The sequence below is a fragment of the Streptomyces sp. NPDC051051 genome (genome assembly GCF_040682975.1).
Classification (GTDB): domain Bacteria; phylum Actinomycetota; class Actinomycetes; order Streptomycetales; family Streptomycetaceae; genus Streptomyces.
Genome location: NZ_JBFBCB010000034.1, coordinates 66,859 through 88,274, shown reverse-complemented (window position 1 = coordinate 88,274; position 21,416 = coordinate 66,859). Strand labels below are relative to the sequence as shown.

Here is a 21,416-nt window from a genome sequence, read left to right as displayed (position 1 = left end):
TTGCATGTGTTAAGCACGCCGCCAGCGTTCGTCCTGAGCCAGGATCAAACTCTCCGTGAATGTTTACCGGTAATCCGGTGCACACATCACGAGAGCGGAACGGCGGGCGGAATAGGCCCGACCGTTCACAGCGTCCTCGCTGTGTTTTCTTCAAAGGAACCTCATCCTCGGCTATCACTGCCGGGGACGGGGTATCAACATATCTGGCGTTGATTTTTGGCACGCTGTTGAGTTCTCAAGGAACGGACGCTTCCTTCGTACTCACCCGAGAGACTCTCTCAGGCTTTCCTCCGGGCGCTTCCCTTCGGTGTTTCCGACTCTATCAGACCGTTTCCCGATCCGATTTCCTCGGCGCTTTCCAGGCCCCCGCTTTTCTTTCGCGGCTTCCTTTCCGGCGGTTCCGACTTTATCAGATCCTTTCGGCCCCGATTCCCCGTCGGAGGGATTTGTCTCGGGCTTCCGGCTTTCGCCTGTCGGCCTTTCGACATTCACTACGTTAGCCGATTCCCTCGTCAGCTCATAATCGAGCTTCGTCGAGTTCGAATTCAGACATGTAGGCACGCCGAATTCGACCCCGCTGAGGGGCATCGTAGGTAGTGGGTTGGCCGCTTCCGGCTGCTGGCGAATGCCGTACCCGGTTCAAGCGGCTCAGGCTACGTTACGCCGCTGCCCGAGGCGAGTCAACTTCGGCGGCGCCGGGGCACGTGGGCCCGATAGGGGCTCACCGTCGGGTCGCCGGCGATCCAGTACCGCCAGGGGTGGACCGCGCCGTCGCCGGAGACCCCGGTGCGCGGGCCGTTGCGTACCTGGTCGGTGAGTGCCGGGGTACCCGTGAGGACACGGAGCGGGGTGTCGCCGGGAGCGCAGGCGTCCGTGCCGTCGAGGGCCCGGTCGACGTCCAGGGCCGTGGCCAGGCGGGCGGGGCCTTTGGCCAGTTCCTTGTCGTTGCGGGCCGAGAGTCGACGCCTGCGGGCCTGCTCGGTGCCTCCGATCACCTCGCCGGCTCGGAGCAGGACACCGCTCGCGGTGCCCTCGGGGCCGCAGACGAGGTTCATGCAGTGCCACATGCCATAGGTGAAGTAGACGTACACGTGCCCGGGCGGGCCGAACATCACGCTGTTGCGGGCGGTGCGTCCCCGGAAGGCGTGGGAGCCCGGGTCGTTCGGGCCGTCGTAGGCCTCGACCTCGGTGAGGCGCAGGGTGATCGGACCGTCCGGGGTGGCGCGCACGACGAGGCGGCCGAGGAGATCGGGGGCGACCTGCAGAACGGGGCGCTCGAAGAAGGTCCTGGGCAGGGGCGTACGGTCGGGGGTCGCGATCATGCCCTCCGAGCGTAATGGAGACGGTCGGTGCGCCGCGGTGGCCAGTGGGCACCCGGCTTGCCAGGGTGGAGTGCGGAACCGGCTCCGGCCGGATTGCGTTTGTAGGGATCAAGGATCCCGTCGTAGAGGTCTAGAGGGAGAGTCATGGCGTTCAAGAAGCTGCTCGCGAGTCTCGGGGCCGGTGGGGCCTCGGTCGAGACGGTGCTGACCGAGGTCAACGTCGTTCCGGGTGGCGTGGTGCAGGGCGAGGTGCGGATCCAGGGCGGGTCCGTGAACCAGCAGATCGAGGGACTGTCCGTCGGGCTCCAGGCCAAGGTCGAGGTCGAGAGCGGCGACCAGGAGTACAAGCAGGACATCGAGTTCGTCAAGCAGCGGCTCGGAGGCGCCTTCGAGCTCCAGGCAGGCGCGGTGCACGCCGTGCCGTTCGGTCTGGAGATCCCGTGGGAGACGCCCATCACGATGATCGACGGGCAGGCCCTGCGCGGGATGAACGTCGGGGTGACCACCGAGCTGGAGATCGCGCGGGCCGTGGACTCCGGTGACCTGGACCCGGTGAACGTGCACCCGCTGCCGGTGCAGAAGGCGATCCTGGACGCCTTCCTCCAGCTGGGCTTCCGCTTCAAGAACGCGGACCTGGAGCGCGGTCACATCCGGGGGACGCGGCAGACGCTGCCGTTCTACCAGGAGATCGAGTTCTTCCCGCCGACGCAGTACCGGGGCCTGCACCAGGTCGAGGTGAGCTTCGTCGCCGATGAGCACGCGATGGACGTCGTGCTGGAGATGGACAAGAAGCCTGGGCTGTTCAGTGAGGGCAGCGACACCTTCCGCTCCTTCCAGGTCGGGCTGAACGACTACCAGGGGACCGACTGGGCGGCGTACCTCAACCAGTGGCTGTCCGAGGTCGGCAGCAGGCGCAACTGGTTCTAGGCTCGGAACCACTGACTCCAGAACCGATGCAGGAGGTACCGAGGTGACCGAGCTCAAGCGGCGGCCGCTCCCCCACGACTTCCATCCGCCCGTGCCGTCGTTCACGGTGACGAGCGAGGACGTCGAGGAGGGCGCGACCCTCAAGGGCGACCAGGTCCAGGCGGACGGGAACACCTCGCCGCAGCTGCGGTGGGAGGGTTTCCCGCCGGAGACCAAGAGTTTCGCGGTGACCTGTTACGACCCCGACGCACCGACGGGCAGCGGCTTCTGGCACTGGGTCCTGTTCGACATCCCCGCCTCGGTGACCGAGCTTCCGGCGGGGGCCGGCGGCGGCAAGTTCGAGGGCCTGCCCGAGGGCGCCGTCCACGCGCGCAACGACTACGGGACGAAGGACTTCGGCGGGGCCGCCCCGCCGCCCGGGGACGGCCCGCACCGGTACGTCTTCACGGTGTACGCGGTGGACCAGGAGAAGCTCGGCCCGGACTCGGACGCCTCTCCCGCCGCAGTCGGGTTCAATCTGCGCTTCCACACGCTCGCGCGAGCCCAGCTGATCGGGGAGTACGAGAATCCCGCTGCGAGCTGAGTCGGGCCTCCGCCGAGTCATCTCACCGTTCCTTCGACGTTTGCCCGTCCCTGGTCTTGGAAGTGATCAGGGGCGGGCATTTTGTTGCCGGGGGCGCGGGGGGCATCCCCCGTGCGAGCAGCAGATATTGCGTTGTCCATCTCGGCGTGCCCGGCCAGAGTTGTTCCCAGCCCGCCAGGGGGTGGGCCGGTGCACACGGGAGGTGGGCTGGTATGCGGGACACGCTGGTACTCAACGCGAGCTTCGAGCCGCTGTCGACGGTGACGTTGAACCGAGCCGTCGTTCTGGTGCTTCAGGACAAGGCCGTCGTCGAGCAGGCCCACCCCGAACTGCGGATGCGGGGAGCCGAGGTGGACATACCGGCGCCCCGGATCATCAGGCTGTGCAGGTACGTACGGGTGCCGTTCCGAAGACAAGCTCCGTGGTCGAGGCGGGGTGTGCTGGTCCGGGACCGGCACCGGTGCGCCTACTGCGGTCGCCGGGCGACCACGGTGGACCACGTCGTGCCGCGGGCCCAGGGCGGTCAGGACTCCTGGCTCAACACGGTCGCGTCGTGCGCGGAGGACAACCACCGCAAGGCGGACCGGACTCCGGACCAGGCGGGTATGCCGTTGCTACGGCAGCCGTTCGAGCCGACCCCGCAGGACGCGATGCTGCTCGCCCTGGGGCAGGAGGACCTGGCCGCGCTGCCGGAGTGGCTGACCACGGACGCGGCGTAGCCCGGCGGGCAGGCCGTGTCGCGTCCGCCGCCTCGCCGTGGCTGCGACGAACAGTTCCCCGCAGTTCTCGAAGGGCTGCGGGGAACTGTTGGTTCCAGGGGTTGCGTCAGTCGATCGACGGCTTCTCGCGGCGCTCCCTCGGGCTGTCCGAGCCACCGCCGTTGGAGCCCGAACCGCCGCCCATGGGGCCGAAGTTGCCCATGGCGCCGGACAGTCCCTTGAGGGCGTCGCCGATTTCGCTGGGGACGATCCAGAGCTTGTTGGCGTCGCCCTCGGCGATCTTCGGGAGCATCTGGAGATACTGGTAGGAGAGCAGCTTCTGGTCCGCGTCGCCGGCGTGGATCGCCTCGAAGACCGTACGGACGGCCTGGGCCTCGCCCTCGGCGCGCAGGGCGGCGGCCTTGGCCTCACCCTCGGCCTTGAGGATGGCGGACTGCTTCTCGCCTTCCGCGGTGAGGATGGCGGCCTGGCGCGTGCCTTCGGCGGTGAGGATCGCGGCGCGCTTGTCCCGGTCGGCGCGCATCTGCTTCTCCATCGAGTCCTGGATGGAGGTCGGGGGCTCGATCGCCTTCAGCTCCACGCGGTTGACGCGGATGCCCCACTTGCCGGTGGCCTCGTCGAGCACTCCGCGCAGAGCCGCGTTGATCTCCTCACGGGAGGTCAGGGTGCGCTCCAGGTCCATGCCGCCGATGATGTTGCGCAGGGTGGTGACGGTGAGCTGCTCGATCGCCTGGATGTAGCTGGCGACTTCGTAGGTCGCGGCGCGGGCGTCGGTCACCTGGTAGTAGATGACGGTGTCGATGTTGACGACCAGGTTGTCCTGGGTGATGACCGGCTGCGGCGGGAACGGAACGACCTGCTCCCGCAGGTCGATGCGGTTGCGGATGGTGTCGATGAACGGGACGACGATGTTGAGGCCCGCGTTGAGCGTCCGCGTGTAGCGGCCGAACCGCTCCACGATCGCGGCGCTCGCCTGTGGGATGACCTGGATCGTCTTGATCAGGGCGATGAAGACCAACACCACCAGGATGATCAAGACGATGATGACCGGTTCCATCGTGCTCCCCGTACCCTTCTCCGCCTCGGCGCTTTCGGAAGATCTTAGGCTTGTTGAAGATCTTGCTGGTCGAGTGTGCCAGACCGTCGTCCGGCTCGTGGGGTGTTCGGTTCACTTACGTGGTGCGGTAGTTGACTGGGTCAGATGACGATCGCCGTGGCCCCCTCGATGTCCACGACGTCGACCTCCTGGCCCACTTCATAGGTGCGGTCGGTGTCGAGAGCGCGTGCCGACCAGATCTCCCCGGCGAGCTTGACACGTCCGCCCGAGCCGTCGACCCGTTCCAGCACGACGGCCTGCTTGCCCTTCAACGCGTCGACGCCGCTGGCGAATTGGGGCCGCTGGGCGCTGTGCCGGGCCGCGATGGGCCGTACGACGGCGAGGAGGGCGACGGAGACGACGACGAAGACGAGTACTTGGGCGACCACGTCGAAGCCGAGGGCGGCCGCGACGGCCGCGGCCACCGCACCGACCGCGAACATGCCGAACTCCGGCATCGCGGTGACCACCAGAGGGATTCCGAGCGCTGCCGCGCCTACGAGCCACCACACCCACGCGTCGATGTCGTCCACGCGTTCATGGTAGATCCGGCGGGTGTGCGACCGACAGGGCGCGAACGGGGGCGGTCAGGACAGGGGCAGGCCCTGGGCGGTCCAGCGGTCGCCGACCTGTTCCACGACGAGGGGGAGGCCGAAGCAGAGGGAGAGGTTGCGGGAGGTCAGTTCGAGTTCGACCGGTCCGGCGGCGAGGACCTTGCCCTGACGGATCATGAGGACGTGCGTGAAACCGGGGGCGATCTCCTCGACGTGGTGCGTGACCATGATCATCGAAGGGGCGATCGGGTCGCGGGCCAAGCGGCCGAGACGGCGGACGAGGTCCTCGCGGCCGCCGAGGTCGAGGCCGGCGGCCGGCTCGTCAAGGAGCAGCAGTTCGGGGTCGGTCATCAGGGCGCGGGCGATGAGCGTGCGCTTGCGCTCGCCCTCGGAGAGGGTGCCGAACTTCCGGTCCAGGTACTCGGTCATGCCGAGGCGGTCGAGGAAGGCGCGGGCGCGCTGTTCGTCGATCTCCTCGTAGTCCTCCTGCCAGCTGGCCGTCATGCCGTACGCGGCGGTCAGGACGGTCTGCAGGACGGTCTGGCGCTTGGGGAGCTTGTCGGCCATGGCGATGCCGGCCATGCCGATGCGGGGGCGCAGTTCGAAGACGTCGGTGCCGGGCCGGCCGAGGGTCTCGCCGAGGATGGTGGCGGTGCCGCTGCTGGGGTAGAGGTAGCTGGACGCGACGTTCAGCAGGGTCGTCTTGCCGGCTCCGTTGGGGCCGAGGATGACCCAGCGCTCGCCTTCCTTGACCGACCAGGAGACCTGGTCCACCAGAGCCCGGCCCTCGCGGACCACGGATACGTCCTGAAGCTCCAGAACATCGCTCATGAGCGCGTTGTCTCCCCTTGCAGTGTGGCCGGTCTCGGTTGTCGCGTACGCCTGTGGCTCGGACCGCCGCGCGCGGGTGGGCGCGGCCCCTCCAGGAAAATCTACGCCACCGGCCGGGTGGGCCGTTCCATCGGTCCGGTCCTTAGGCTGGGAGGATGCTCTCTGAACCGCGCTCCGGTCGCCTCGCCGCTTGGGGAAATGCGCTTTTGGCCGGACTTGTCTCTCCGGACGACGCCGTACTCGCCATCGTCGGGGAGGACGCCGTGCACCGGGTGGAAGGGCTGCCCGGCGAGTCCGCGCCCGTCGGGCTCACGCTCGCGCTCGGACGGCTGCGGGCGCTCGGGGTGAGGGGGTTGCGGGTGGCGCTGCCGGCGCCGGGGCATCCGCTGGGGCTGAGCGGGCCGCCGGAGTTCAACGCGCGGGCGCTGGAGGCCGAGGAGGCGGTGGTCTGCCATGGGGCCGCGCTCGGGCTGGTGCCGGAGGTGTACGAGGCCGGGCCGGCGGGCGATGTGCATGTCGAGGTGACCTGGCACTGCCTCCCGGTGCGGGAGGCTCCGCCGGCGGACGTGCCGTCGCTGGGTGAGGCCGAGCGGGAGCTGGCGGAGGCGCTGCGTGACGCCACGGCCGTCCTGGCGCGGCTGGACGTGGCGGGCTCGGGGCCGGTGGCCGAGGCGGCGATCGACGCGTACCGGGCGCGGGCGGAGCGCGGGCGGGAGGTGTTGGCGCCGGGGTACCCGCCGCGCGCGGTGCGGGTGCTGGAGCTGGCGCAGCGGGTGGGGTTGCTGGTGTCGCTGGCCCGTGAGAACGGGCACGGGGGTGCGGTGAGCGCTTCCGAGATGGGGGCTCGGGTGGCCGCGTTGCAGCCGGTGGAGCGGACGGGGCGGCGGGCGCAGGTGGCTGCGTACAACGCGTATGTGGAGGAGCGCGAGCGGGGGCGGTGAGGTGTCCGCGCGTGGCGCGGGACGGGTGGTCGGCGCCCGCGTCGGCGACCGGCGGCACCCGCCGGGACGGAGGCGGAAGGTGTCGGTCGCGGTGGCGGCGGTGGTCGGGGCGAAGCGGCCTCCCCCGGAGTGGGGCCGGGAGGGACCCAACGGTTCCTCGGTGGCGGGTGTCTCAGTGGTTGAGGCCCAGGTTGCCGAAGGCGGGGTTGAGCACGCCGACGACGTTGACGCTGTTGCCGACGGCGTTGACCGGGATGTGCACCGGGGCCTGGACGACGTTGCCCGAGAGGACGCCCGGCGAGTGCTCGGCCATGCCGGCGGCCGACGCGCCGCCGGCGGCCGACGCCATCCCGGCGCCCGCGGCCACCAGTCCGCCGGCGACCATCGTCACGGCCGCTGCCTTTTTCAGGTTCTTCACTTCTGCCCCCTCCTGGTGACGGCCGCGGCGATCACCGCGGCACGCAATGGAGAACGTCGGGGGCCGACGGAGGATGCGCCATCCGGGGGGGCATTCCCACGACGGTATGAACCTCGGACCGGAGGAGACGCGTCCGGACGGGCGCCCCGCCGTACCGCCGGTCGTGCGCCGGATGCCGTGCCGCCGGTGTCGTGCGCCGGGGCGTGTGTCAGCCGGCCACGCCGTGGCGTACGGCCCACAGGGCGGCCTGGGTGCGGTCGGCGAGATCGAGCTTCATCAGGATGTTCGAGACGTGGGTCTTGACGGTCTTCTCGGACAGCACGAGGGCTCGGGCGATCTCCCGGTTGGAGCGGCCGTCCGCTATCAGACCGAGGACCTCACGCTCCCGCTCGGTGAGCGAACCACCCCTCCCCTGAACCGAGTTGGCCTCCTCCTGGGAGAGGAGGGCGTCGGCGACCTCGGGCTGGAGCAGGATGTGGCCGGCATGGACCGAGCGGATGGCGCCGGCCAGTGCGTCGGGGTCCACGTCCTTGTATACGTATCCGGCGGCACCCGCGCGCAGCGCGGGAACCACCGTGCGCTGCTCGGTGAAGCTGGTGACGATGAGGACGCGCGCGGGGTTGGCCAGTTCGCGGAGTCGGCGGAGGGCCTCCACGCCGTCCATGCCCGGCATCTTGACGTCCATCAGGACGACATCGGGCCTCAGCTCCTCGGCGCGGGCGACTCCCTCGGCCCCGTCGGACGCCTCCCCGACGACCTCGATGTCGTCCTGGACCTCCAGGAAGGTGCGCAGGCCCCGGCGGACGACCTGGTGGTCGTCGACGAGCAGCACCTTGATTGCGTCAGCCACCGGGAGCCTCCATCTCGATCGTGGTGCCCTTGCCGGGCGCCGACTGCACCGTCAGGCTGCCGCCGACCCCGCCGGCCCGGTCCCGCATGGAGACCAGGCCGAGGTGGCGGCCGGCCCTGCGGACCGTCGTGGGGTCGAATCCGCTGCCGTCGTCCACGACGCGCAGGACCGTGTCCGGGCCGCGCTTGTGGAGGGTCACCTCGACGTGCTCGGCGCCCGAGTGGCGCAGCGCGTTGTGCAGGGCCTCCTGGGCGACGCGCAGGAAGGCCTCCTCCTGGGCGGCGGGCAGGGCCCGGACGCCGTGGGCGGTGAAGGTCACGCGCGCGGAGTGCGCGCGGTCCAGGACCTGGATCTGGGTGCGGAGGGTGGCCACCAGGCCGTCCTCGTCGAGGGCGGCGGGGCGCAACTCGACGACGGCGGCCCGCAGTTCGTCGGTGGCCTCGGCCGCGAGGGCGGCGACCTGCTGGAGTTCGCCCTTGGCGCGGGCGGGGTCGCGGTCGACGAGGGTGGTGGCGGCCTGGGCGGTCAGGCGCAGGGAGAAGAGCTTCTGGCTCACCGCGTCGTGCAGTTCGTGGGCGAGCCGGGAGCGCTCCTCGGCGATGGTGAGTTCGCGGCTGCGCTCGTACAGGCGGGCGTTGGTGAGGGCGATCGCGGCGTGCTGGGCGAGGATCGCGAGCAGTTCCTCGTCGTCCTCGGTGAAGCCGCAGCCGCCCGTGGCCTCGGAGCGCGGCGGGTTCACCCCGTCGGGGCACAGCTTGTTCGCGAGGAACAGGGCGCCGATGACCTCGTCGCCGTCGCGGATGGGCAGGCCCAGGAAGTCGGACATCTCCGGGTGGGCGGACGGCCAGCCCTCGAAGCGCGGGTCCTTGCGCACGTCGGCGAGGCGCTCGGCCTTGGCCTCGTGCAGCATCGCCGCCAGGATGCCGTGCTGCCGGGGCAGCGGACCGATGGCCTTCCACCGTTCCTCGTCGACCCCGTCGACGACGAACTGGGCGAAGCCCCCGTGGTCGTCGGGCACGCCGAGCGCGGCGTACTGCGCGTCGAGCAGCTCGCGCGCCGAGGCGACGATCGTCTTGAGGACGTCGCGCACCTCGAGGTGCCTGCTCATGGCCAGCAGCGCGGAACTGACCGCGGCGAGGCCGGACCGGGGGCCTTGACTCATGCCCTCACGGTACCGGCGGGGTGTGACGGCGGGATCGGGCCCGTGACGCAGCGGGGGGGGCCGCAAGGCCTAGGTCCGAGGTCCCCGGTGCCGGGGGTGTACGTCGAAGGGCCCCGGTGGGTCCCGTCCGGCGTCCGAGGCGGCCGGAGGGGGCGCGTTCCTACCGTGGGGGCACCGCCGAGAGCGGCGGGTCGACGAGGGGACGGTTGTCATGCCGGTTGCGATCATCACGGGCGCCTCGAAGGGACTGGGCCGGGCGCTCGCCGAGGCCCTGGCCGCCCGGGGCTGGGATCTGGTGCTGGACGCCAGGACGGCCGGGGTGCTGAAGGAGACGGCCGCCGCGGTCGCGGAGCACGGGACCGGGGTGGAGGCGCTCGCCGGGGACGTGACCGATGCCGCGCACCGGACCGTGCTGGTGGCGGCCGCTCGGCGGCTCGGTGGGTGCCGGCTGCTGGTGAACAACGCGAGCGCGCTGGGTGCCGAGCCGCTGGTACGGCTGGCGGAGTTGCCCCTGGAGGGGCTGCGGCGGGCCGTGGAGGTGAACGTGGTGGCCGCGTTGGGGCTGGTCCAGGAGGCGCTGCCGCTGCTCCGCGCGGCGCCGGACGGCGCGGTGATCACGGTCAGTTCGGACGCGGCGGCCGAGGCCTACGCGACGTGGGGCGGGTACGGGGCGTCGAAGGCGGCTCTCGACCAGCTCGCGGCGGTGCTCGGCGAGGAGGAGCCGGAGCTGCGGGTGTGGGCGGTGGATCCCGGGGACATGGCGACGGACCTGTACGCGGCGGCCGTACCGGAGGACGACGGGGTGCGGCCGGAGCCGGGCGGTGTGGTGCCGGCCTTCCTGCGGTTGCTGGACGAGCGGCCGCCGAGCGGGCGCTACGGGGCACCGGCCCTCCTGGAGGGACGGCGATGACGCTGGCCCTGAGCGTGCCGCCGGAGTTGTCGGCGCGGGTTCCGGCCGAGCAGCGCGGGCCCGGCCGCGACCGGGACTCCGTACGGCTGCTGGTGTCGCGGGGGAGCGAGCCGGCGCATCACGTGTTCCGGGAGCTGCCGGGTCTGCTGCGGGCCGGGGATCTGCTCGTGGTGAACACCTCGCCGACGCTGGCCGCCGCCGTGGACGGGCGGATCGGGCACGCGTGCGTGGTGGTGCACTTCTCCACGCGCGGGGACGACGGGCGGTGGGCGGTCGAGCTGCGGGGGCCCGACGGGCGGGGCACCACGCGTCCGCGTGCGGGAGGGCCCGCCGGGACGGAGGTGCGACTGCCCTCCGGGGTGCGGCTGGTGCTGGAGGAGGCGCTGGGCGGGCCCGGGGGGCGGTTGTGGTGGGCGCGGGTGACCGCGGGGGCGGTGCCGGGGCTGCTGGGGGAGCACGGGCGGCCCATCCGTTACTCCTACACGGACCGGGATCAGCCGCTGGCGGCGTACCAGACGGTGTTCGCGCTGCCGTCGGCCGACGGGGCGGGCAGCGCGGAGATGCCGAGTGCGGCGCGTCCTTTCACGGCACGGCTGGTGACGGAGCTGGTCAGCCGGGGGGTGCAGTTCGCGCCGGTCACGCTGCACACCGGGGTGGCGTCGGCGGAGGCGCACGAGCCGCCGTATCCGGAGCGGTTCGCGGTGCCCGCGGGGTCGGCTCGGCTGATCAACGCGGCGAGGGCGGGAGGCGGCCGGGTCGTCGCGGTGGGGACGACCGCCGTCCGGGCGGTGGAGTCGGCGGTGGGGGCCGACGGGGTCGTACGCGCGCGTGCGGGGTGGACGGACCTCGTCGTCACCCCCGAGCGCGGGGTGCGGGTGGTGGACGGGCTGCTGACCGGGCTGCACGAGCCGGAGGCTTCGCATCTGCTCATGCTGGAGGCGGTGGCCGGGCGGGCCGCGATCGACCGGGGTTACGCGGAGGCGCTGCGGGGTTCCTACCTGTGGCACGAGTTCGGGGACCTGCACCTTCTCCTGCCATCGGAAGCCGCTCACGCAGAGCCCTGCGTCGGCGACGGTTGGTGACGAAACCTCGCCCCTCCTGTGAGCCCGCACATAGGGCGCACATCACGTACTAAGGACGATAGAAGTCAAAAGGGTCCTTTTGAACGGGGCAGACGGCCTGGTCTGTCCCGTTTTGCCCCTCCCTGATCCACTACCGGGGATAGTACGTCACACCTTTGCCTGGGCATTTTGCGGCCGCTAACAATGGCTCCTGTCGCTCAGCGCCGCGGTTTCCGATCCGCGGCGCTCGTGCCGAAAAGCACCCGCTGTCCGTCGTCGGACGAAGTGAGCGACCTCCGCGCTATTCGAAGAGGTCCTTCCGCCATGCCCAAGAACACTCGCAAGATCGCGCTCGCCGGTGTCGCCACGCTCGGTGCCGCCGCCGTCGCTTTCACCGTGGTTCCGGCCGACGGTCAGACGACCACGACGGACGCCCTTTCCTCGTCCCGCGTGGCCTACAGCTCCGAGCAGGTGCGCGACGTCAAGGCCAGCGTGACCGACCAGCTGGCCGGCACCAGCCTGAAGGTCGAGGCCATCGAGGCCAGGAAGAAGGCCGTCGCCGACGCGGTGGCCGCGAAGAAGGCCGCCACCACCGCCGCGGCGCAGAAGAAGGCGGCCGCCGCTGCCGCCGCGAAGAAGAAGGCGGCCGCCGCTGCCGCGAAGAAGGCCGCCGCCGCGCGCGAGGCCAAGGCCGCCGCGAGCCGGTCCGTCCAGCGTCCCGTGGTCAAGCAGGTAGCCGTCAAGAGCTACCCGAACAACCTCGACGGCTGGATCCGCGAGGCTCTCGGCATCATGGAGAGGAAGGGCATCCCGGGCTCCTACCACGGGCTGCACAAGAACATCATGCGCGAGTCCTCGGGCAACCCGAAGGCCATCAACGACTGGGACATCAACGCCATCAACGGCATTCCGTCGAAGGGTCTGCTCCAGGTGATCCCGCCGACCTTCAAGGCGTACCACGTCCCGGGCACGTCCTGGAACATCTACGACCCGGTCGCCAACATCACCGCCGCGGCCAACTACGCGGCCGACCGGTACGGCACGATCGACAACGTCAACAGCGCGTACTGAGCGTCCCGGCTCCCGCCGGGACCCCCACGCACCGAAGGGCGGCACCTTCCCTGACCGGGGTGCCGCCCTTCGGCGTCCTACGAAGGCTCCCGCCTACTTGCGCATGACCTCGGGCTCGTGGCGGCGCAGGAAGCGGGCCACGAAGAAGCCGCAGATCACGCCGAGGACGATCAGGGCGGCCATGTCCAGGCTCCAGGCGCCGATGGTGTGCTCCCACAGCGGGTCGTTGCCGGCGCCCTTCTCGGGCGGGCTGATCTTGTTGAAGTCCAGCGTGGCGCCCGCGGCGGCGACCGCCCAGCGCGACGGCATCAGGTACGAGACCTGGTTGGCGCCGATCGAACCGTTCAGGGCGAACAGGCAGCCCGTGAACACGACCTGGACGATGGCGAACATGACCAGCAGCGGCATGGTCTTCTCGGCCGTCTTCACCAGGGAGGAGATGACCAGGCCGAACATCATCGAGGTGAAGCCCAGCCCCATGATCGGCAGGGAGAGCTCCAGCAGCGGGGCACCGCCGAAGATCAGCCCCTCCTCCGGGATCTCCCGGCTGGCGAAGCCGATGACGCCGACCAGCAGGCCCTGGAACACGGTGATCAGGCCGAGCACGAACACCTTGGACATCAGGTAGGCCGAGCGGGACAGGCCGGTCGCGCGCTCCCGCTCGTAGATCACCCGTTCCTTGATCAGCTCGCGGACGGAGTTCGCCGCGCCCGAGAAGCAGGCGCCGACGGCGAGGAGCAGCAGGACGGTGCTGGCCGTGCCGTTCGGGACGATCCGGCCGCTCTGCGGGTTGACCCCGTTGGGCAGCAGGCCCCTGTCCGGGTCGATGAGCAGGCTCACCGCGCCGATCACGGCCGGCAGGATCACCATCAGGCCCAGGAAGCCCTTGTCGGAGACGATCACCGACGCATAGCGGCGTACCAGGGTGACGAACTGGGACATCCAGCCCTGCGGCTTCGGCGGCCGCATCGCCTGCATCGGCGTCACCGATACGGACTGCGGCGCGATGGCGTCGATGTCCGCGGCGTACATCTGGTAGTGCTGCGAGCCCTTCCAGCGGCCCGCCCAGTCGTAGTCGCGGTAGTTCTCGAAGGCGGAGAAGACGTCGGCCCAGCTGTCGTAGCCGAAGAAGTTCAGCGCCTCCTCTGGCGGACCGAAGTAGGCGACGCTGCCGCCCGGCGCCATCACGAGCAGCTTGTCGCAGATGGCGAGTTCGGCCACCGAGTGCGTGACCACGAGGACCGTACGGCCGTCGTCGGCGAGACCGCGCAGCAGTTGCATGACGTCGCGGTCCATGCCCGGGTCGAGGCCCGAGGTCGGCTCGTCGAGGAAGATCAGCGACGGCTTGGTCAGCAGCTCCAGGGCGACCGACACGCGCTTGCGCTGGCCGCCGGAGAGGGAGGTGACCTTCTTGTCCTTGTGGATGTCCAGCTTCAGCTCGCGCAGCACCTCGTCGATGCGGGCGTCGCGCTCGGCGGCCGTGGTGTCGGCCGGGAAGCGGAGCTTGGCCGCGTACTTGAGGGCCTTCTTGACGGTCAGTTCCTTGTGCAGGATGTCGTCCTGCGGGACCAGACCGATGCGCTGGCGCAGCTCGGCGAACTGCTTGTAGAGGTTGCGGTTGTCGTAGAGGACGTCGCCCTCGTTGGCGGGCCGGTAGCCGGTGAGGGCCTTGAGCAGGGTGGACTTGCCGGAGCCGGACGGGCCGATGACCGCGATCAGCGACTTCTCCGGGACGCCGAAGGAGACGTCCTTCAGGATCTGCTTGCCGCCGTCGACCGTCACGGTCAGGTGGCGTGCGGAGAAGGAGACCTCACCGGTGTCGACGAACTCCTCGAGCCGGTCGCCGACGATCCGGAACGTCGAGTGGCCGACGCCCACGATGTCGGTGGGGCCGAGCAGTTGCGAGCCGCCCTTGGCGATCGGCTGGCCGTTGACGTACGTGCCGTTGTGCGAGCCGAGGTCGCGGATCTCCATGCGCCCGTCGGGCGTCGAGTGGAACTCGGCGTGGTTGCGCGAGACCTGGAGGTCGGACACGACCAGGTCGTTCTCCAGGGCACGGCCGATGCGCATGACGCGGCCGAGGGAGAACTGGTGGAACGTGGTCGGGCTGCGGTCGCCGTGGACCGGCGGCGCCCCCGCGCCGACGCCGGGGCCCTGCTGGGGCACGACGGGCCCGCCGACCTTCTGCGACGGCTCCCATCCGGGCTGCGGCACCTGCTGCTGCGGCACCTGCGCCGGCATCTGCTGCCGGGGCGGGGCCGGCTGGGCCCAGCCGGGATTCACGGCCTGCGCGGCGTACGGCTGCTGCGGCTGCGCGACCGCCGCCTGCGCGGCGGAGAGGTTCAGGCGCGGACCGTCGGTGGCGTTGCCCAGGTGGACCGCCGAGCCGGGCCCGATGTCCACCTGCTGGACGCGCCGGCCCTGTACGAACGTCCCGTTGGTGCTGCCGTGGTCCTCCAGTATCCAGCCGCGGCCGTTGAAGCTGACCGTGGCGTGACGCCAGGAGACCCTGGCGTCGTCGAGCACGACGTCCCCCTGCGGATCCCGTCCGAGGGTGTATGACCTGGACGGATCGAGCGTCCAGGTGCGTCCGTTCAATTCCAGTACGAGTTCCGGCACTCCATGCCCCACTGAGTAGTCCCCCGAGTTACCCCCATCACAGGGAGTCTAGGGATGTCGAACATCGTCGGGAACTATTTCAGGCGCGGCCCCCTGACCGAAAGTCGGGCCTTGCGAAGGGCGCGCGCGGGCGCACGCGGTCTCGTCGTCCGTTTCCGTTGACGGGGTGGAAACCCGGCTGGAGAGGGGTAAACGCACGCGAGGGGGACGGAAGCGGTGATCTTCGCCGTTCCGCACCGCGGATCGGGGGGTCTGCATGAGCACCGGCACGAGCGGCGAGCGCGGCGGGAGCACGGCGTACGACGAGGGGGTGCCGTGGCTGGACGTGCTGCTGTCCGCGATCGCCGCGGTGAGCTGGGCGTTGATCGGGATGGCAGGGACGGCTGCGCTCGGCCTGCATCTGCTGGGGGCGGACGCCGCCGGTTCGCTGGGGCCGATGACGGCGGCGGTCGTGGCGCTGGGCGCCGGCGGTTCCGTGACGCCGTCCGGCGATGTGTCCACGTTCGGCCTGACGGGTGCGGAGGCGGACACCGCCATCGAGATCACGCCACTGGGCGTGAGCCTGGTCGGGGCGGTGCTCCTGTCCTGGTTCTTCCTACGGTCCCTGCGCACGGCCGGAGTCGTGGTCGCACCGGCCGAACTCCTGGCGCGCGCGGGCACGGTGGTCGCGCTGTTCGTCACCACGCTGGGCGGGCCGGCCTGGGCCGGACACGACGTCGTCACCGTCGACGGCGGGGCGCTGGGGCCGGCCGACCTGCCCGGCGGCGGGGGTGGCGTCGAGGTCCCCGGGCTGGGCGACCTCGGGGACGTCGGCGGGCTGCTGCCCGACCGGCTGGGGGATCTCGTCGACGCGCGGGCCGCGGTCGGCTTCACCGTCGACGCGTCCGCGACGCTGCTCGGCGGACTGCTGTGGTCGGCCGCGGTGCTTCTGATCGCCCTGCTGGCCTCACGCCGTACGCCGCTGCCGCCCGGCTGGGGCGCCGTGCACCGGGTGGTGCGGCCCGCGGTGTCCGCCCTCGTCACGGTGCTGCTGGTCGCGGTGGCCGCCGGGCTCGCGGCGGCTGCGTACGCGGCGATCGGTGACGACCACCCGAAGCGGATCGCGGGGGCGGCGCTGCTCGGGGCGCCCAACGGGGTGTGGTTCGGGGTGGACGTCGGCCTGTTCGTGCCGTGGGACGGCCGGGCGAGCGGGGTTCTGACGCGGGTGCTGCCCGATCCGCTCGACGACCTGCTGGGCACCGGCACCGAGGGGTCGGTGACGCTGGGACGGCTGGCCGAACTGGACGGACGGGTGTGGCTGTTGGGGGTCGCGGCGGCGGTGATGACGCTGCTGGCGGGAGTGTTGACGGCGGTGCGGAGTCCGGTGGGCCGGGCGGGGGCAGCCGGCGCGGCGGACGGTTCCGGGGCGGTACGGGGCGCGGGTGGCGCCGGGTTCGTGGGGTGGTGTGCGGTGCGGCTCGGGGTGGTGACCGCGGCGGCGCTGCCGCTGCTCGCCCGGCTGACGGAGGTGTCCGTCGACGCCTCCCTGTCCGTGCTCGGGTTCGACGTCTTCGGCGCCGGTGTGGAACTGCACGGCCACCTCGGCACGGCCGTACTGCTCGGGGGCGCGTGGGGGGCCGGCGCCGGGGCGGCCGGGGCGCTCCTCGCCCGGGCGGCCGGGGCGGCGGGGACACGGGCGGCGCCGGCATCGCACGACTTCGCGGCGGGAGGTCCCGGCGAGCGGGCGGCGCCGCCCTCGCGCGACACCACGGCGGGGCATGGGGGCGGGGGTGCGGCGCCGGTGCCCGGGCAGGTCGGGCCGCCTCCGCGCGGGGACGGTCCGGGGCGGGCGGCCGCGGGGCCCGGGAACCCCCGGGGGACGGACGGCCGCTCCGGGCCGTACGTGCCGGGTGTGCCGTACCGGCCGCCGAACCCCGCCACCAACCCGTACCTGCGGCTGCCGGAGGGGCGGGGGGAGCCGGAGGCTTCGCGGCCCGGGCACGATCTGTACGACGCGCCGACGATGGTGGGCCCCGTGGAACCCCCCGCCCGGCCGCCCCGGCGCCCGGCAGGGCCCCCGCGCTCCCCGGACGACGACGGTCTCGTGCCGCCGCCCCCGCCATCCCCTCCCCCGCCACCGGACGGGCCGGGCGGAGGGCGGTGAGTCACGGCGGAGGGCGGTCGACGCGAAGGAGCACGGCCGGTACGACGGTCCCGGCCAGGGCCCCAGCAGCGCGAACAGGGCGGAGCGGGCGAGACGGCCGATGCCGGGGGTGAAGCACAGGGGCGTCAGCACGACCACGGCGATGCCGGACCGTCGTGTCGATGCCGGCCTGGAGCACGGTGACCTCTGCCCACGGCACCGCTGACGGCATCGGTCGTGCCCGGACGGCGGCATGCGTGCCGGTACCCGTCCGGGGGACCTGCCGGCCGTTCACCGCCGTTCCTCCAGGTGATCGCCAGGCAGACGACACCCGCTGTTCGGTGTCCGCCAGACGGACCTCGGCGGCGGGAGGCACGGGGTGCCGGATACGGTGGGTACACCATGAGCGCTTCGCAGACCTCGCCGACCTCCCCCTCCGATGTCCCGACTCTCCTTGTCAAGATATTCGGCAAGGACAGGCCCGGTATCACGGCCGGCCTCTTCGACACCCTTGCCGCCTACTCCGTCGACGTGGTCGACATCGAGCAGGTCGTCACCCGTGGCCGCATGGTGCTGTGCGCGCTCGTGACCGAGCCGCCGCACGGGCTGGAGGGTGATCTGCGGTCGACCGTCCACAGCTGGGCGGAATCGATGAAGATGCAGGCGGAGATCATCTCCGGCCTCGGCGACAACCGGCCGCGCGGCCTCGGACGGTCACTGGTCACCGTGCTCGGGCATCCGCTCACCGCGGAGGCCACGGCCTCCGTCGCCGCCAGGATCACCAAGGTCGGCGGCAACATCGACCGTATCTTCCGGCTGGCCAAGTACCCGGTCACCGCCGTCGAGTTCGCCGTCTCCGGGGTGGAGACCGCACCGCTGCGCACCGCGCTGGTCACCGACGCGGCGGCACTCGGTGTCGACGTCGCCGTCGTGGCCGCGGGTCTGCACCGGCGCGCCCAGCGGCTGGTCGTCATGGACGTGGACTCCACGCTGATCCAGGACGAGGTGATCGAACTCTTCGCGGCGCACGCCGGCTGTGAGGACGAGGTCGCCGACGTGACGGCGGCGGCGATGCGGGGCGAGCTGGACTTCGAGCAGTCGCTGCACGCCCGGGTGGCGCTGCTGGAGGGGCTGGACGCCTCGGTCGTGGAGAAGGTGCGCGCCGAGGTGCGGCTGACGCCGGGCGCGCGCACGCTGATCCGGACCCTGAAGCGGCTGGGCTATCAGGTGGGTGTCGTCTCCGGCGGCTTCACCCAGGTCACCGACGACCTCAAGGAACGGCTGGGTCTGGACTTCGCTCAGGCCAACACCCTGGAGATCGTCGACGGGAAGCTGACCGGCCGGGTCACCGGGGAGATCGTGGACCGGGCGGGCAAGGCGCGGCTGCTGCGCCGGTTCGCCGCGGAGGCGGGCGTACCGCTGTCGCAGACGGTGGCGATCGGCGACGGCGCCAACGATCTGGACATGCTGAACGCGGCCGGTCTCGGGGTCGCCTTCAATGCCAAGCCCGTGGTGCGGGAGGCCGCGCACACGGCGGTGAACGTGCCCTTCCTGGACACCGTCCTGTATCTGCTGGGCGTCACCCGGGAAGAGGTCGAGGCGGCGGACACGCACGACGAGGGGTAGGGCCTCTCGTCCGGATCGGACAGCGGGGCCCGGCGTGCCGCCGGGCCTCACGTGTGCAGCGCCGGTGTCACTCGGACGGCGCCCAGTAGTCGACGAGTGTGGCCGTGCCCGGCTCCAGGGACTTCCAGGCGCCGTCGAAGGTCACGACGGCGAAGGCGGCGGCGGGGAAGCCGCGGCGGGTCATCCGCTCGCGTGCGTCGCCCTCGGCGGCGCCGGAGAGGATGTCCGCGAGTCCCTGGATGCCCGGGTTGTGGCCGACCAGGAGGAGGTTGTGCACGTCGTCCGGGGTTTCGTTGAGCAGGGCGATCAGCTCGCCCGGGGAGGCATCGTAGATCCGCTCCTCGTAGACCGTCCGGGGCCGGTGCGGGAACTCGTGCACGGCGAGCTTCCACGTCTCGCGGGTGCGGGCCGCGGTGGAGCACAGGGTCAGGTCGACGGGGATGCCGGTCTCGGTCAGCCTGCGTCCGGCGACGGCCGCGTCCAGGCGGCCCCGCTCAGCGAGCGGTCGCTCGTGGTCGGTCACCTGGGGCCAGTCTGCTTTCGCATGCCGGAAGAGGACGATCCTGCGGGGTTCTGCGACGCTCATGACTCCCAGCTTCGCATGAAACAGGCCACGGGGCGCAGGGAGTTGACATGCGGCTTCACCGGGGAGCGGGGCGTGCGGCGTGCGCTCGGGGCGTGATCGCGGGGGCCTACCGCCCGACGAGCTGCCGTGCGCGGTCGACGAGGTCGGTGATCGCCGGGTCACCGGAAGCCGCCTGGGCGTCGGACGGGTTCAGTATCAGCGCGAGGAGCGCCACGAAGGCCAGGGTCGGCAGGGCCAGGGCCCACCAGGGCAGCCGGGTGCCGACGCCGCTGCCCTGAGCGACCGGGTGGGGCCGGGTGTGCGTAGGGGCCGACATGGGTGCCTCCGCTGGTCTTCGAGGGGTTCCGGCCGCGTCGCGCGGCCACATCTCGAAGGTACGGACCCGGCGGCCGGCGTCCCATCCGGTGATCCACCCACTTGACCCTGACCCTCGCCCCCTAGGGGACAGGGGGTTAACCCCACCCTCGCTCCACCGGGGGCGGGGCCGCGTCAGGGCGAGGCGATGGTGGCGATGATCCCGATGATCACAAAGATGAGGAGGAACGAGCCGAAGACGATCAGCATCTTCTTCTGGCCGTTCTTGGGGTTCGGGTCGAGCACTGGCATGCGCCCAGTCTCGCACCCGGCGCACCGGGCGGGCCCCGTGGGGTCGGCGGGCGCGCCGGGGAACGCCGGGGAACGCCGGGGAAAGGGGAGCGGCGGCGTCAGCGGGCGGCCTCGTCCTCGACCGTGCGGTCGCGGCCGGCCAGGACGCCCGCCGCCATCTGCGGGACCATCAGTGCCGCCATCAGCGCCAGGGGCAGGCCCCAGCCGCCGCTGTGCTGGTAGAGCACGCCGACCAGCAGCGGGCCGGGGATGGACAGCAGATATCCGGCGCTCTGCGCGAAGGCGGACAGCTGGGCCACTCCCCCGCCGGTCCCGGCCCGCATCCCGACCATGGTGAGGGCCAGCGGGAAGGCACAGTTGGAGACGCCGAGCAGCAGGGCCCAGGCCCAGGCGCCGGCGGCGGGCGCGACGTGCAGACCGGCGTACCCGGCGAGGCCGCACAGGCCGAGTGCGACGACGATCGGGCCCTGGTGCGGCAGCCGGGTCGCCAGGCGCGGGATGACGAAGGCGAGCGGCACCCCCATGACCATGGTGACGGCCAGGAGCAGTCCGGCCGTGCTCGCGGGTACGCCGGCGTCACGGAAGATCTGCGGCATCCAGCCCATGGTGATGTACGCGGCCGTGGCCTGGAGCCCGAAGAAGACGGCGAGCGCCCAGGCGGTGCGGCTGCGGGTGATGCGCAGTACGGGGCCTTCCTCCGCGCGCGCGGAGGACCGCGCGGCGGGCGTCGTCCCGCGCTCCCGGGCCAGCGGCAGCCAGGGCAGTACGGCGACTGCCGCCAGGCCGGCCCACACCGCCAGCCCGGACTGCCAGCCGCCGCCGAGCGCGTCGGTCATGGGCACGGTGACCGCGGCGGCGGCCGAGGTGCCGAGGGCGAGGGCCATCGAGTACAGGCCGGTCATGGAGCCGACCCGGTCGGGGAACCAGCGCTTGACGATGACCGGCATGAGGACGTTGCTGACGGCGATGCCCATCAGGGCGAGGGCGCTGGCGGCGAGGAAGCCGGCCGTACCGCCCGCGTACGGCCGTATCAGCAGGCCCGCGGTGATGGCGGCCATGCCCGCGCAGACCACCGCGCCGGCGCCGAAGCGGCGGGCGAGGCGGGGCGCCGTGACGCCGAAGACGGCGAAGCAGAGCGGGGGTACGGAGGTGAGGAGGCCGGCCACGCTGCCGCTCATGCCGAGGCCGTCGCGGACCTCTTCGAGGAGGGCGCCGAGGCTGGTGATGGCGGGGCGGAGGTTGAGGGCGGCCAGCACGACGCCCACGACGACCAGGCGGGCCGTCCACGCGCGTGGGGCGGACGGTGGGGGCACCGGGCGGTGGCCGGTCGCGGGGGCCGCGTCGCGCGTACTCGTGGTTTCCTTGCTCGCCATGCCGCCCATCATAGAATCATGGGATGATTAGCTGTCCAT

At 71.7% G+C, this 21,416-nt stretch carries 21 protein-coding genes and 1 rRNA gene; 9 read left to right on the top strand and 13 right to left on the bottom strand.

The genetic code is table 11. The annotated features are described in order from the left end of the window. Both AB0N31_RS24570 and AB0N31_RS24565 read right to left on the bottom strand, forming a co-directional pair. A 16S ribosomal RNA gene (locus AB0N31_RS24570) occupies positions 1–60 on the bottom strand; the annotation flags it as partial. A 620-nt stretch (positions 61–680) separates the two neighbouring features. Beyond that, positions 681–1,322 (bottom strand): DNA-3-methyladenine glycosylase, encoded by a 642-nt coding sequence (locus tag AB0N31_RS24565; RefSeq protein WP_366060559.1) that lies wholly within the window; start codon positions 1,320–1,322, stop codon positions 681–683. Positions 1,323–1,466: 144 nt separating this feature from the next. On the opposite strand from AB0N31_RS24565, the gene AB0N31_RS24560 reads away from it, so the two are divergent. From AB0N31_RS24560 to AB0N31_RS24550, 3 genes are all read left to right on the top strand, one after another. Beyond that, positions 1,467–2,249, top strand: a complete 783-nt coding sequence (locus tag AB0N31_RS24560) for a sporulation protein (RefSeq protein ID WP_366060558.1) — start codon at positions 1,467–1,469, stop codon at positions 2,247–2,249. 43 nt (positions 2,250–2,292) lie between these two features. Next, entirely contained in the window at positions 2,293–2,832 is a 540-nt protein-coding gene (locus tag AB0N31_RS24555; RefSeq protein WP_366060557.1) for a YbhB/YbcL family Raf kinase inhibitor-like protein, read from the top strand. A 212-nt stretch (positions 2,833–3,044) separates the two neighbouring features. Continuing rightward, positions 3,045–3,551, top strand: a complete 507-nt coding sequence (locus tag AB0N31_RS24550; protein ID WP_363091056.1) for an HNH endonuclease — start codon at positions 3,045–3,047, stop codon at positions 3,549–3,551. Positions 3,552–3,657: 106 nt separating this feature from the next. Here the strand turns inward: AB0N31_RS24550 and AB0N31_RS24545 are convergent, their stop codons facing one another. The 3 genes from AB0N31_RS24545 to AB0N31_RS24535 form a co-directional block, all read right to left on the bottom strand. After that, positions 3,658–4,608 (bottom strand): SPFH domain-containing protein, encoded by a 951-nt coding sequence (locus tag AB0N31_RS24545; protein ID WP_366060556.1) that lies wholly within the window; start codon positions 4,606–4,608, stop codon positions 3,658–3,660. A 140-nt stretch (positions 4,609–4,748) separates the two neighbouring features. Beyond that, positions 4,749–5,180, bottom strand: a complete 432-nt coding sequence (locus AB0N31_RS24540) for an NfeD family protein (protein WP_366060555.1) — start codon at positions 5,178–5,180, stop codon at positions 4,749–4,751. A gap of 54 nt (positions 5,181–5,234) precedes the next feature. After that, complete coding sequence (locus AB0N31_RS24535; RefSeq protein ID WP_366060554.1) at positions 5,235–6,032, bottom strand: ABC transporter ATP-binding protein; 798 nt, start codon at positions 6,030–6,032, stop codon at positions 5,235–5,237. A 155-nt stretch (positions 6,033–6,187) separates the two neighbouring features. Between AB0N31_RS24535 and AB0N31_RS24530 the strand changes: the two genes are divergently transcribed. Beyond that, positions 6,188–6,973, top strand: coding sequence for a hypothetical protein (locus tag AB0N31_RS24530; protein ID WP_366060553.1), 786 nt, complete (start codon positions 6,188–6,190; stop codon positions 6,971–6,973). Between the two features lie 172 nt (positions 6,974–7,145). On the opposite strand, the gene AB0N31_RS24525 is transcribed toward AB0N31_RS24530, so the two are convergent. From AB0N31_RS24525 to AB0N31_RS24515, 3 genes are all read right to left on the bottom strand, one after another. Beyond that, complete coding sequence (locus AB0N31_RS24525; RefSeq protein WP_366060552.1) at positions 7,146–7,391, bottom strand: chaplin; 246 nt, start codon at positions 7,389–7,391, stop codon at positions 7,146–7,148. 208 nt (positions 7,392–7,599) lie between these two features. Next, a complete protein-coding gene (locus tag AB0N31_RS24520) occupies positions 7,600–8,241 on the bottom strand; it encodes a response regulator transcription factor (protein WP_366060551.1) in 642 nt (213 codons plus the stop codon). Next, a complete protein-coding gene (locus AB0N31_RS24515) occupies positions 8,234–9,403 on the bottom strand; it encodes a GAF domain-containing sensor histidine kinase (RefSeq protein ID WP_366060550.1) in 1,170 nt (389 codons plus the stop codon). The genes AB0N31_RS24520 and AB0N31_RS24515 overlap by 8 nt, the downstream gene beginning before the upstream one ends. Before the next feature lie 211 nt (positions 9,404–9,614). Between AB0N31_RS24515 and AB0N31_RS24510 the strand changes: the two genes are divergently transcribed. The 3 genes from AB0N31_RS24510 to AB0N31_RS24500 all read left to right on the top strand — a co-directional run bounded on the left by AB0N31_RS24510 (position 9,615) and on the right by AB0N31_RS24500 (position 12,445). Continuing rightward, on the top strand, positions 9,615–10,313 hold the full coding sequence (locus AB0N31_RS24510; protein WP_366060549.1) for an SDR family NAD(P)-dependent oxidoreductase: 699 nt from the start codon (positions 9,615–9,617) through the stop codon (positions 10,311–10,313). Then, positions 10,310–11,395: an S-adenosylmethionine:tRNA ribosyltransferase-isomerase gene (locus AB0N31_RS24505; RefSeq protein WP_366060548.1), complete on the top strand. Its 1,086-nt coding sequence runs from the start codon at positions 10,310–10,312 to the stop codon at positions 11,393–11,395. The genes AB0N31_RS24510 and AB0N31_RS24505 overlap by 4 nt, the downstream gene beginning before the upstream one ends. A gap of 303 nt (positions 11,396–11,698) precedes the next feature. Then, positions 11,699–12,445 carry a transglycosylase SLT domain-containing protein gene (locus tag AB0N31_RS24500; protein ID WP_366060547.1) on the top strand — a complete coding sequence of 249 codons (747 nt, stop codon included), beginning with the start codon at positions 11,699–11,701 and terminating at the stop codon, positions 12,443–12,445. Between the two features lie 93 nt (positions 12,446–12,538). Here AB0N31_RS24500 and AB0N31_RS24495 read toward each other — a convergent pair whose 3' ends face one another. Continuing rightward, positions 12,539–15,076 carry an FHA domain-containing protein gene (locus AB0N31_RS24495; protein ID WP_366060546.1) on the bottom strand — a complete coding sequence of 846 codons (2,538 nt, stop codon included), beginning with the start codon at positions 15,074–15,076 and terminating at the stop codon, positions 12,539–12,541. A 244-nt stretch (positions 15,077–15,320) separates the two neighbouring features. On the opposite strand from AB0N31_RS24495, the gene AB0N31_RS24490 reads away from it, so the two are divergent. Together AB0N31_RS24490 and serB are read left to right on the top strand one after the other, a co-directional pair. Next, on the top strand, positions 15,321–17,207 hold the full coding sequence (locus AB0N31_RS24490; protein WP_366060545.1) for a streptophobe family protein: 1,887 nt from the start codon (positions 15,321–15,323) through the stop codon (positions 17,205–17,207). Positions 17,208–17,588: 381 nt separating this feature from the next. Next, positions 17,589–18,812, top strand: a complete 1,224-nt coding sequence (serB, locus tag AB0N31_RS24485) for a phosphoserine phosphatase SerB (RefSeq protein WP_366060544.1) — start codon at positions 17,589–17,591, stop codon at positions 18,810–18,812. 67 nt (positions 18,813–18,879) lie between these two features. On the opposite strand, the gene AB0N31_RS24480 is transcribed toward serB, so the two are convergent. The 4 genes from AB0N31_RS24480 to AB0N31_RS24465 all read right to left on the bottom strand — a co-directional run bounded on the left by AB0N31_RS24480 (position 18,880) and on the right by AB0N31_RS24465 (position 21,389). Next, entirely contained in the window at positions 18,880–19,398 is a 519-nt protein-coding gene (locus AB0N31_RS24480; RefSeq protein ID WP_366060543.1) for a histidine phosphatase family protein, read from the bottom strand. A 106-nt stretch (positions 19,399–19,504) separates the two neighbouring features. Then, positions 19,505–19,714, bottom strand: a complete 210-nt coding sequence (locus AB0N31_RS24475) for a hypothetical protein (protein WP_366060542.1) — start codon at positions 19,712–19,714, stop codon at positions 19,505–19,507. A 173-nt stretch (positions 19,715–19,887) separates the two neighbouring features. Further along, positions 19,888–20,004, bottom strand: a complete 117-nt coding sequence (locus AB0N31_RS24470) for an SGM_5486 family transporter-associated protein (protein ID WP_363091073.1) — start codon at positions 20,002–20,004, stop codon at positions 19,888–19,890. A 98-nt stretch (positions 20,005–20,102) separates the two neighbouring features. Next, positions 20,103–21,389 carry an MFS transporter gene (locus tag AB0N31_RS24465; protein WP_366060541.1) on the bottom strand — a complete coding sequence of 429 codons (1,287 nt, stop codon included), beginning with the start codon at positions 21,387–21,389 and terminating at the stop codon, positions 20,103–20,105. Positions 21,390–21,416 lie beyond the last annotated feature (27 nt).

Excerpts from the sequence above, each read along its gene's own strand:
- AB0N31_RS24560 (WP_366060558.1), top strand. The coding sequence starts at position 1,467 with ATGGCGTTCAAGAAGCTGCTCGCGAGTCTCGGGGCCGGTGGGGCCTCG.
- AB0N31_RS24465 (WP_366060541.1), bottom strand. The coding sequence starts at position 21,389 with ATGATGGGCGGCATGGCGAGCAAGGAAACCACGAGTACGCGCGACGCG.
- AB0N31_RS24490 (WP_366060545.1), top strand. The coding sequence starts at position 15,321 with ATGAGCACCGGCACGAGCGGCGAGCGCGGCGGGAGCACGGCGTACGAC.
- serB (WP_366060544.1), top strand. The coding sequence starts at position 17,589 with ATGAGCGCTTCGCAGACCTCGCCGACCTCCCCCTCCGATGTCCCGACT.
- AB0N31_RS24550 (WP_363091056.1), top strand. The coding sequence starts at position 3,045 with ATGCGGGACACGCTGGTACTCAACGCGAGCTTCGAGCCGCTGTCGACG.
- AB0N31_RS24565 (WP_366060559.1), bottom strand. The coding sequence starts at position 1,322 with ATGATCGCGACCCCCGACCGTACGCCCCTGCCCAGGACCTTCTTCGAG.
- AB0N31_RS24535 (WP_366060554.1), bottom strand. The coding sequence starts at position 6,032 with ATGAGCGATGTTCTGGAGCTTCAGGACGTATCCGTGGTCCGCGAGGGC.
- AB0N31_RS24530 (WP_366060553.1), top strand. The coding sequence starts at position 6,188 with ATGCTCTCTGAACCGCGCTCCGGTCGCCTCGCCGCTTGGGGAAATGCG.
- AB0N31_RS24510 (WP_366060549.1), top strand. The coding sequence starts at position 9,615 with ATGCCGGTTGCGATCATCACGGGCGCCTCGAAGGGACTGGGCCGGGCG.
- AB0N31_RS24475 (WP_366060542.1), bottom strand. The coding sequence starts at position 19,714 with ATGTCGGCCCCTACGCACACCCGGCCCCACCCGGTCGCTCAGGGCAGC.
- AB0N31_RS24545 (WP_366060556.1), bottom strand. The coding sequence starts at position 4,608 with ATGGAACCGGTCATCATCGTCTTGATCATCCTGGTGGTGTTGGTCTTC.
- AB0N31_RS24470 (WP_363091073.1), bottom strand. The coding sequence starts at position 20,004 with ATGCCAGTGCTCGACCCGAACCCCAAGAACGGCCAGAAGAAGATGCTG.
- AB0N31_RS24505 (WP_366060548.1), top strand. The coding sequence starts at position 10,310 with ATGACGCTGGCCCTGAGCGTGCCGCCGGAGTTGTCGGCGCGGGTTCCG.
- AB0N31_RS24500 (WP_366060547.1), top strand. The coding sequence starts at position 11,699 with ATGCCCAAGAACACTCGCAAGATCGCGCTCGCCGGTGTCGCCACGCTC.
- AB0N31_RS24515 (WP_366060550.1), bottom strand. The coding sequence starts at position 9,403 with ATGAGTCAAGGCCCCCGGTCCGGCCTCGCCGCGGTCAGTTCCGCGCTG.
- AB0N31_RS24480 (WP_366060543.1), bottom strand. The coding sequence starts at position 19,398 with ATGAGCGTCGCAGAACCCCGCAGGATCGTCCTCTTCCGGCATGCGAAA.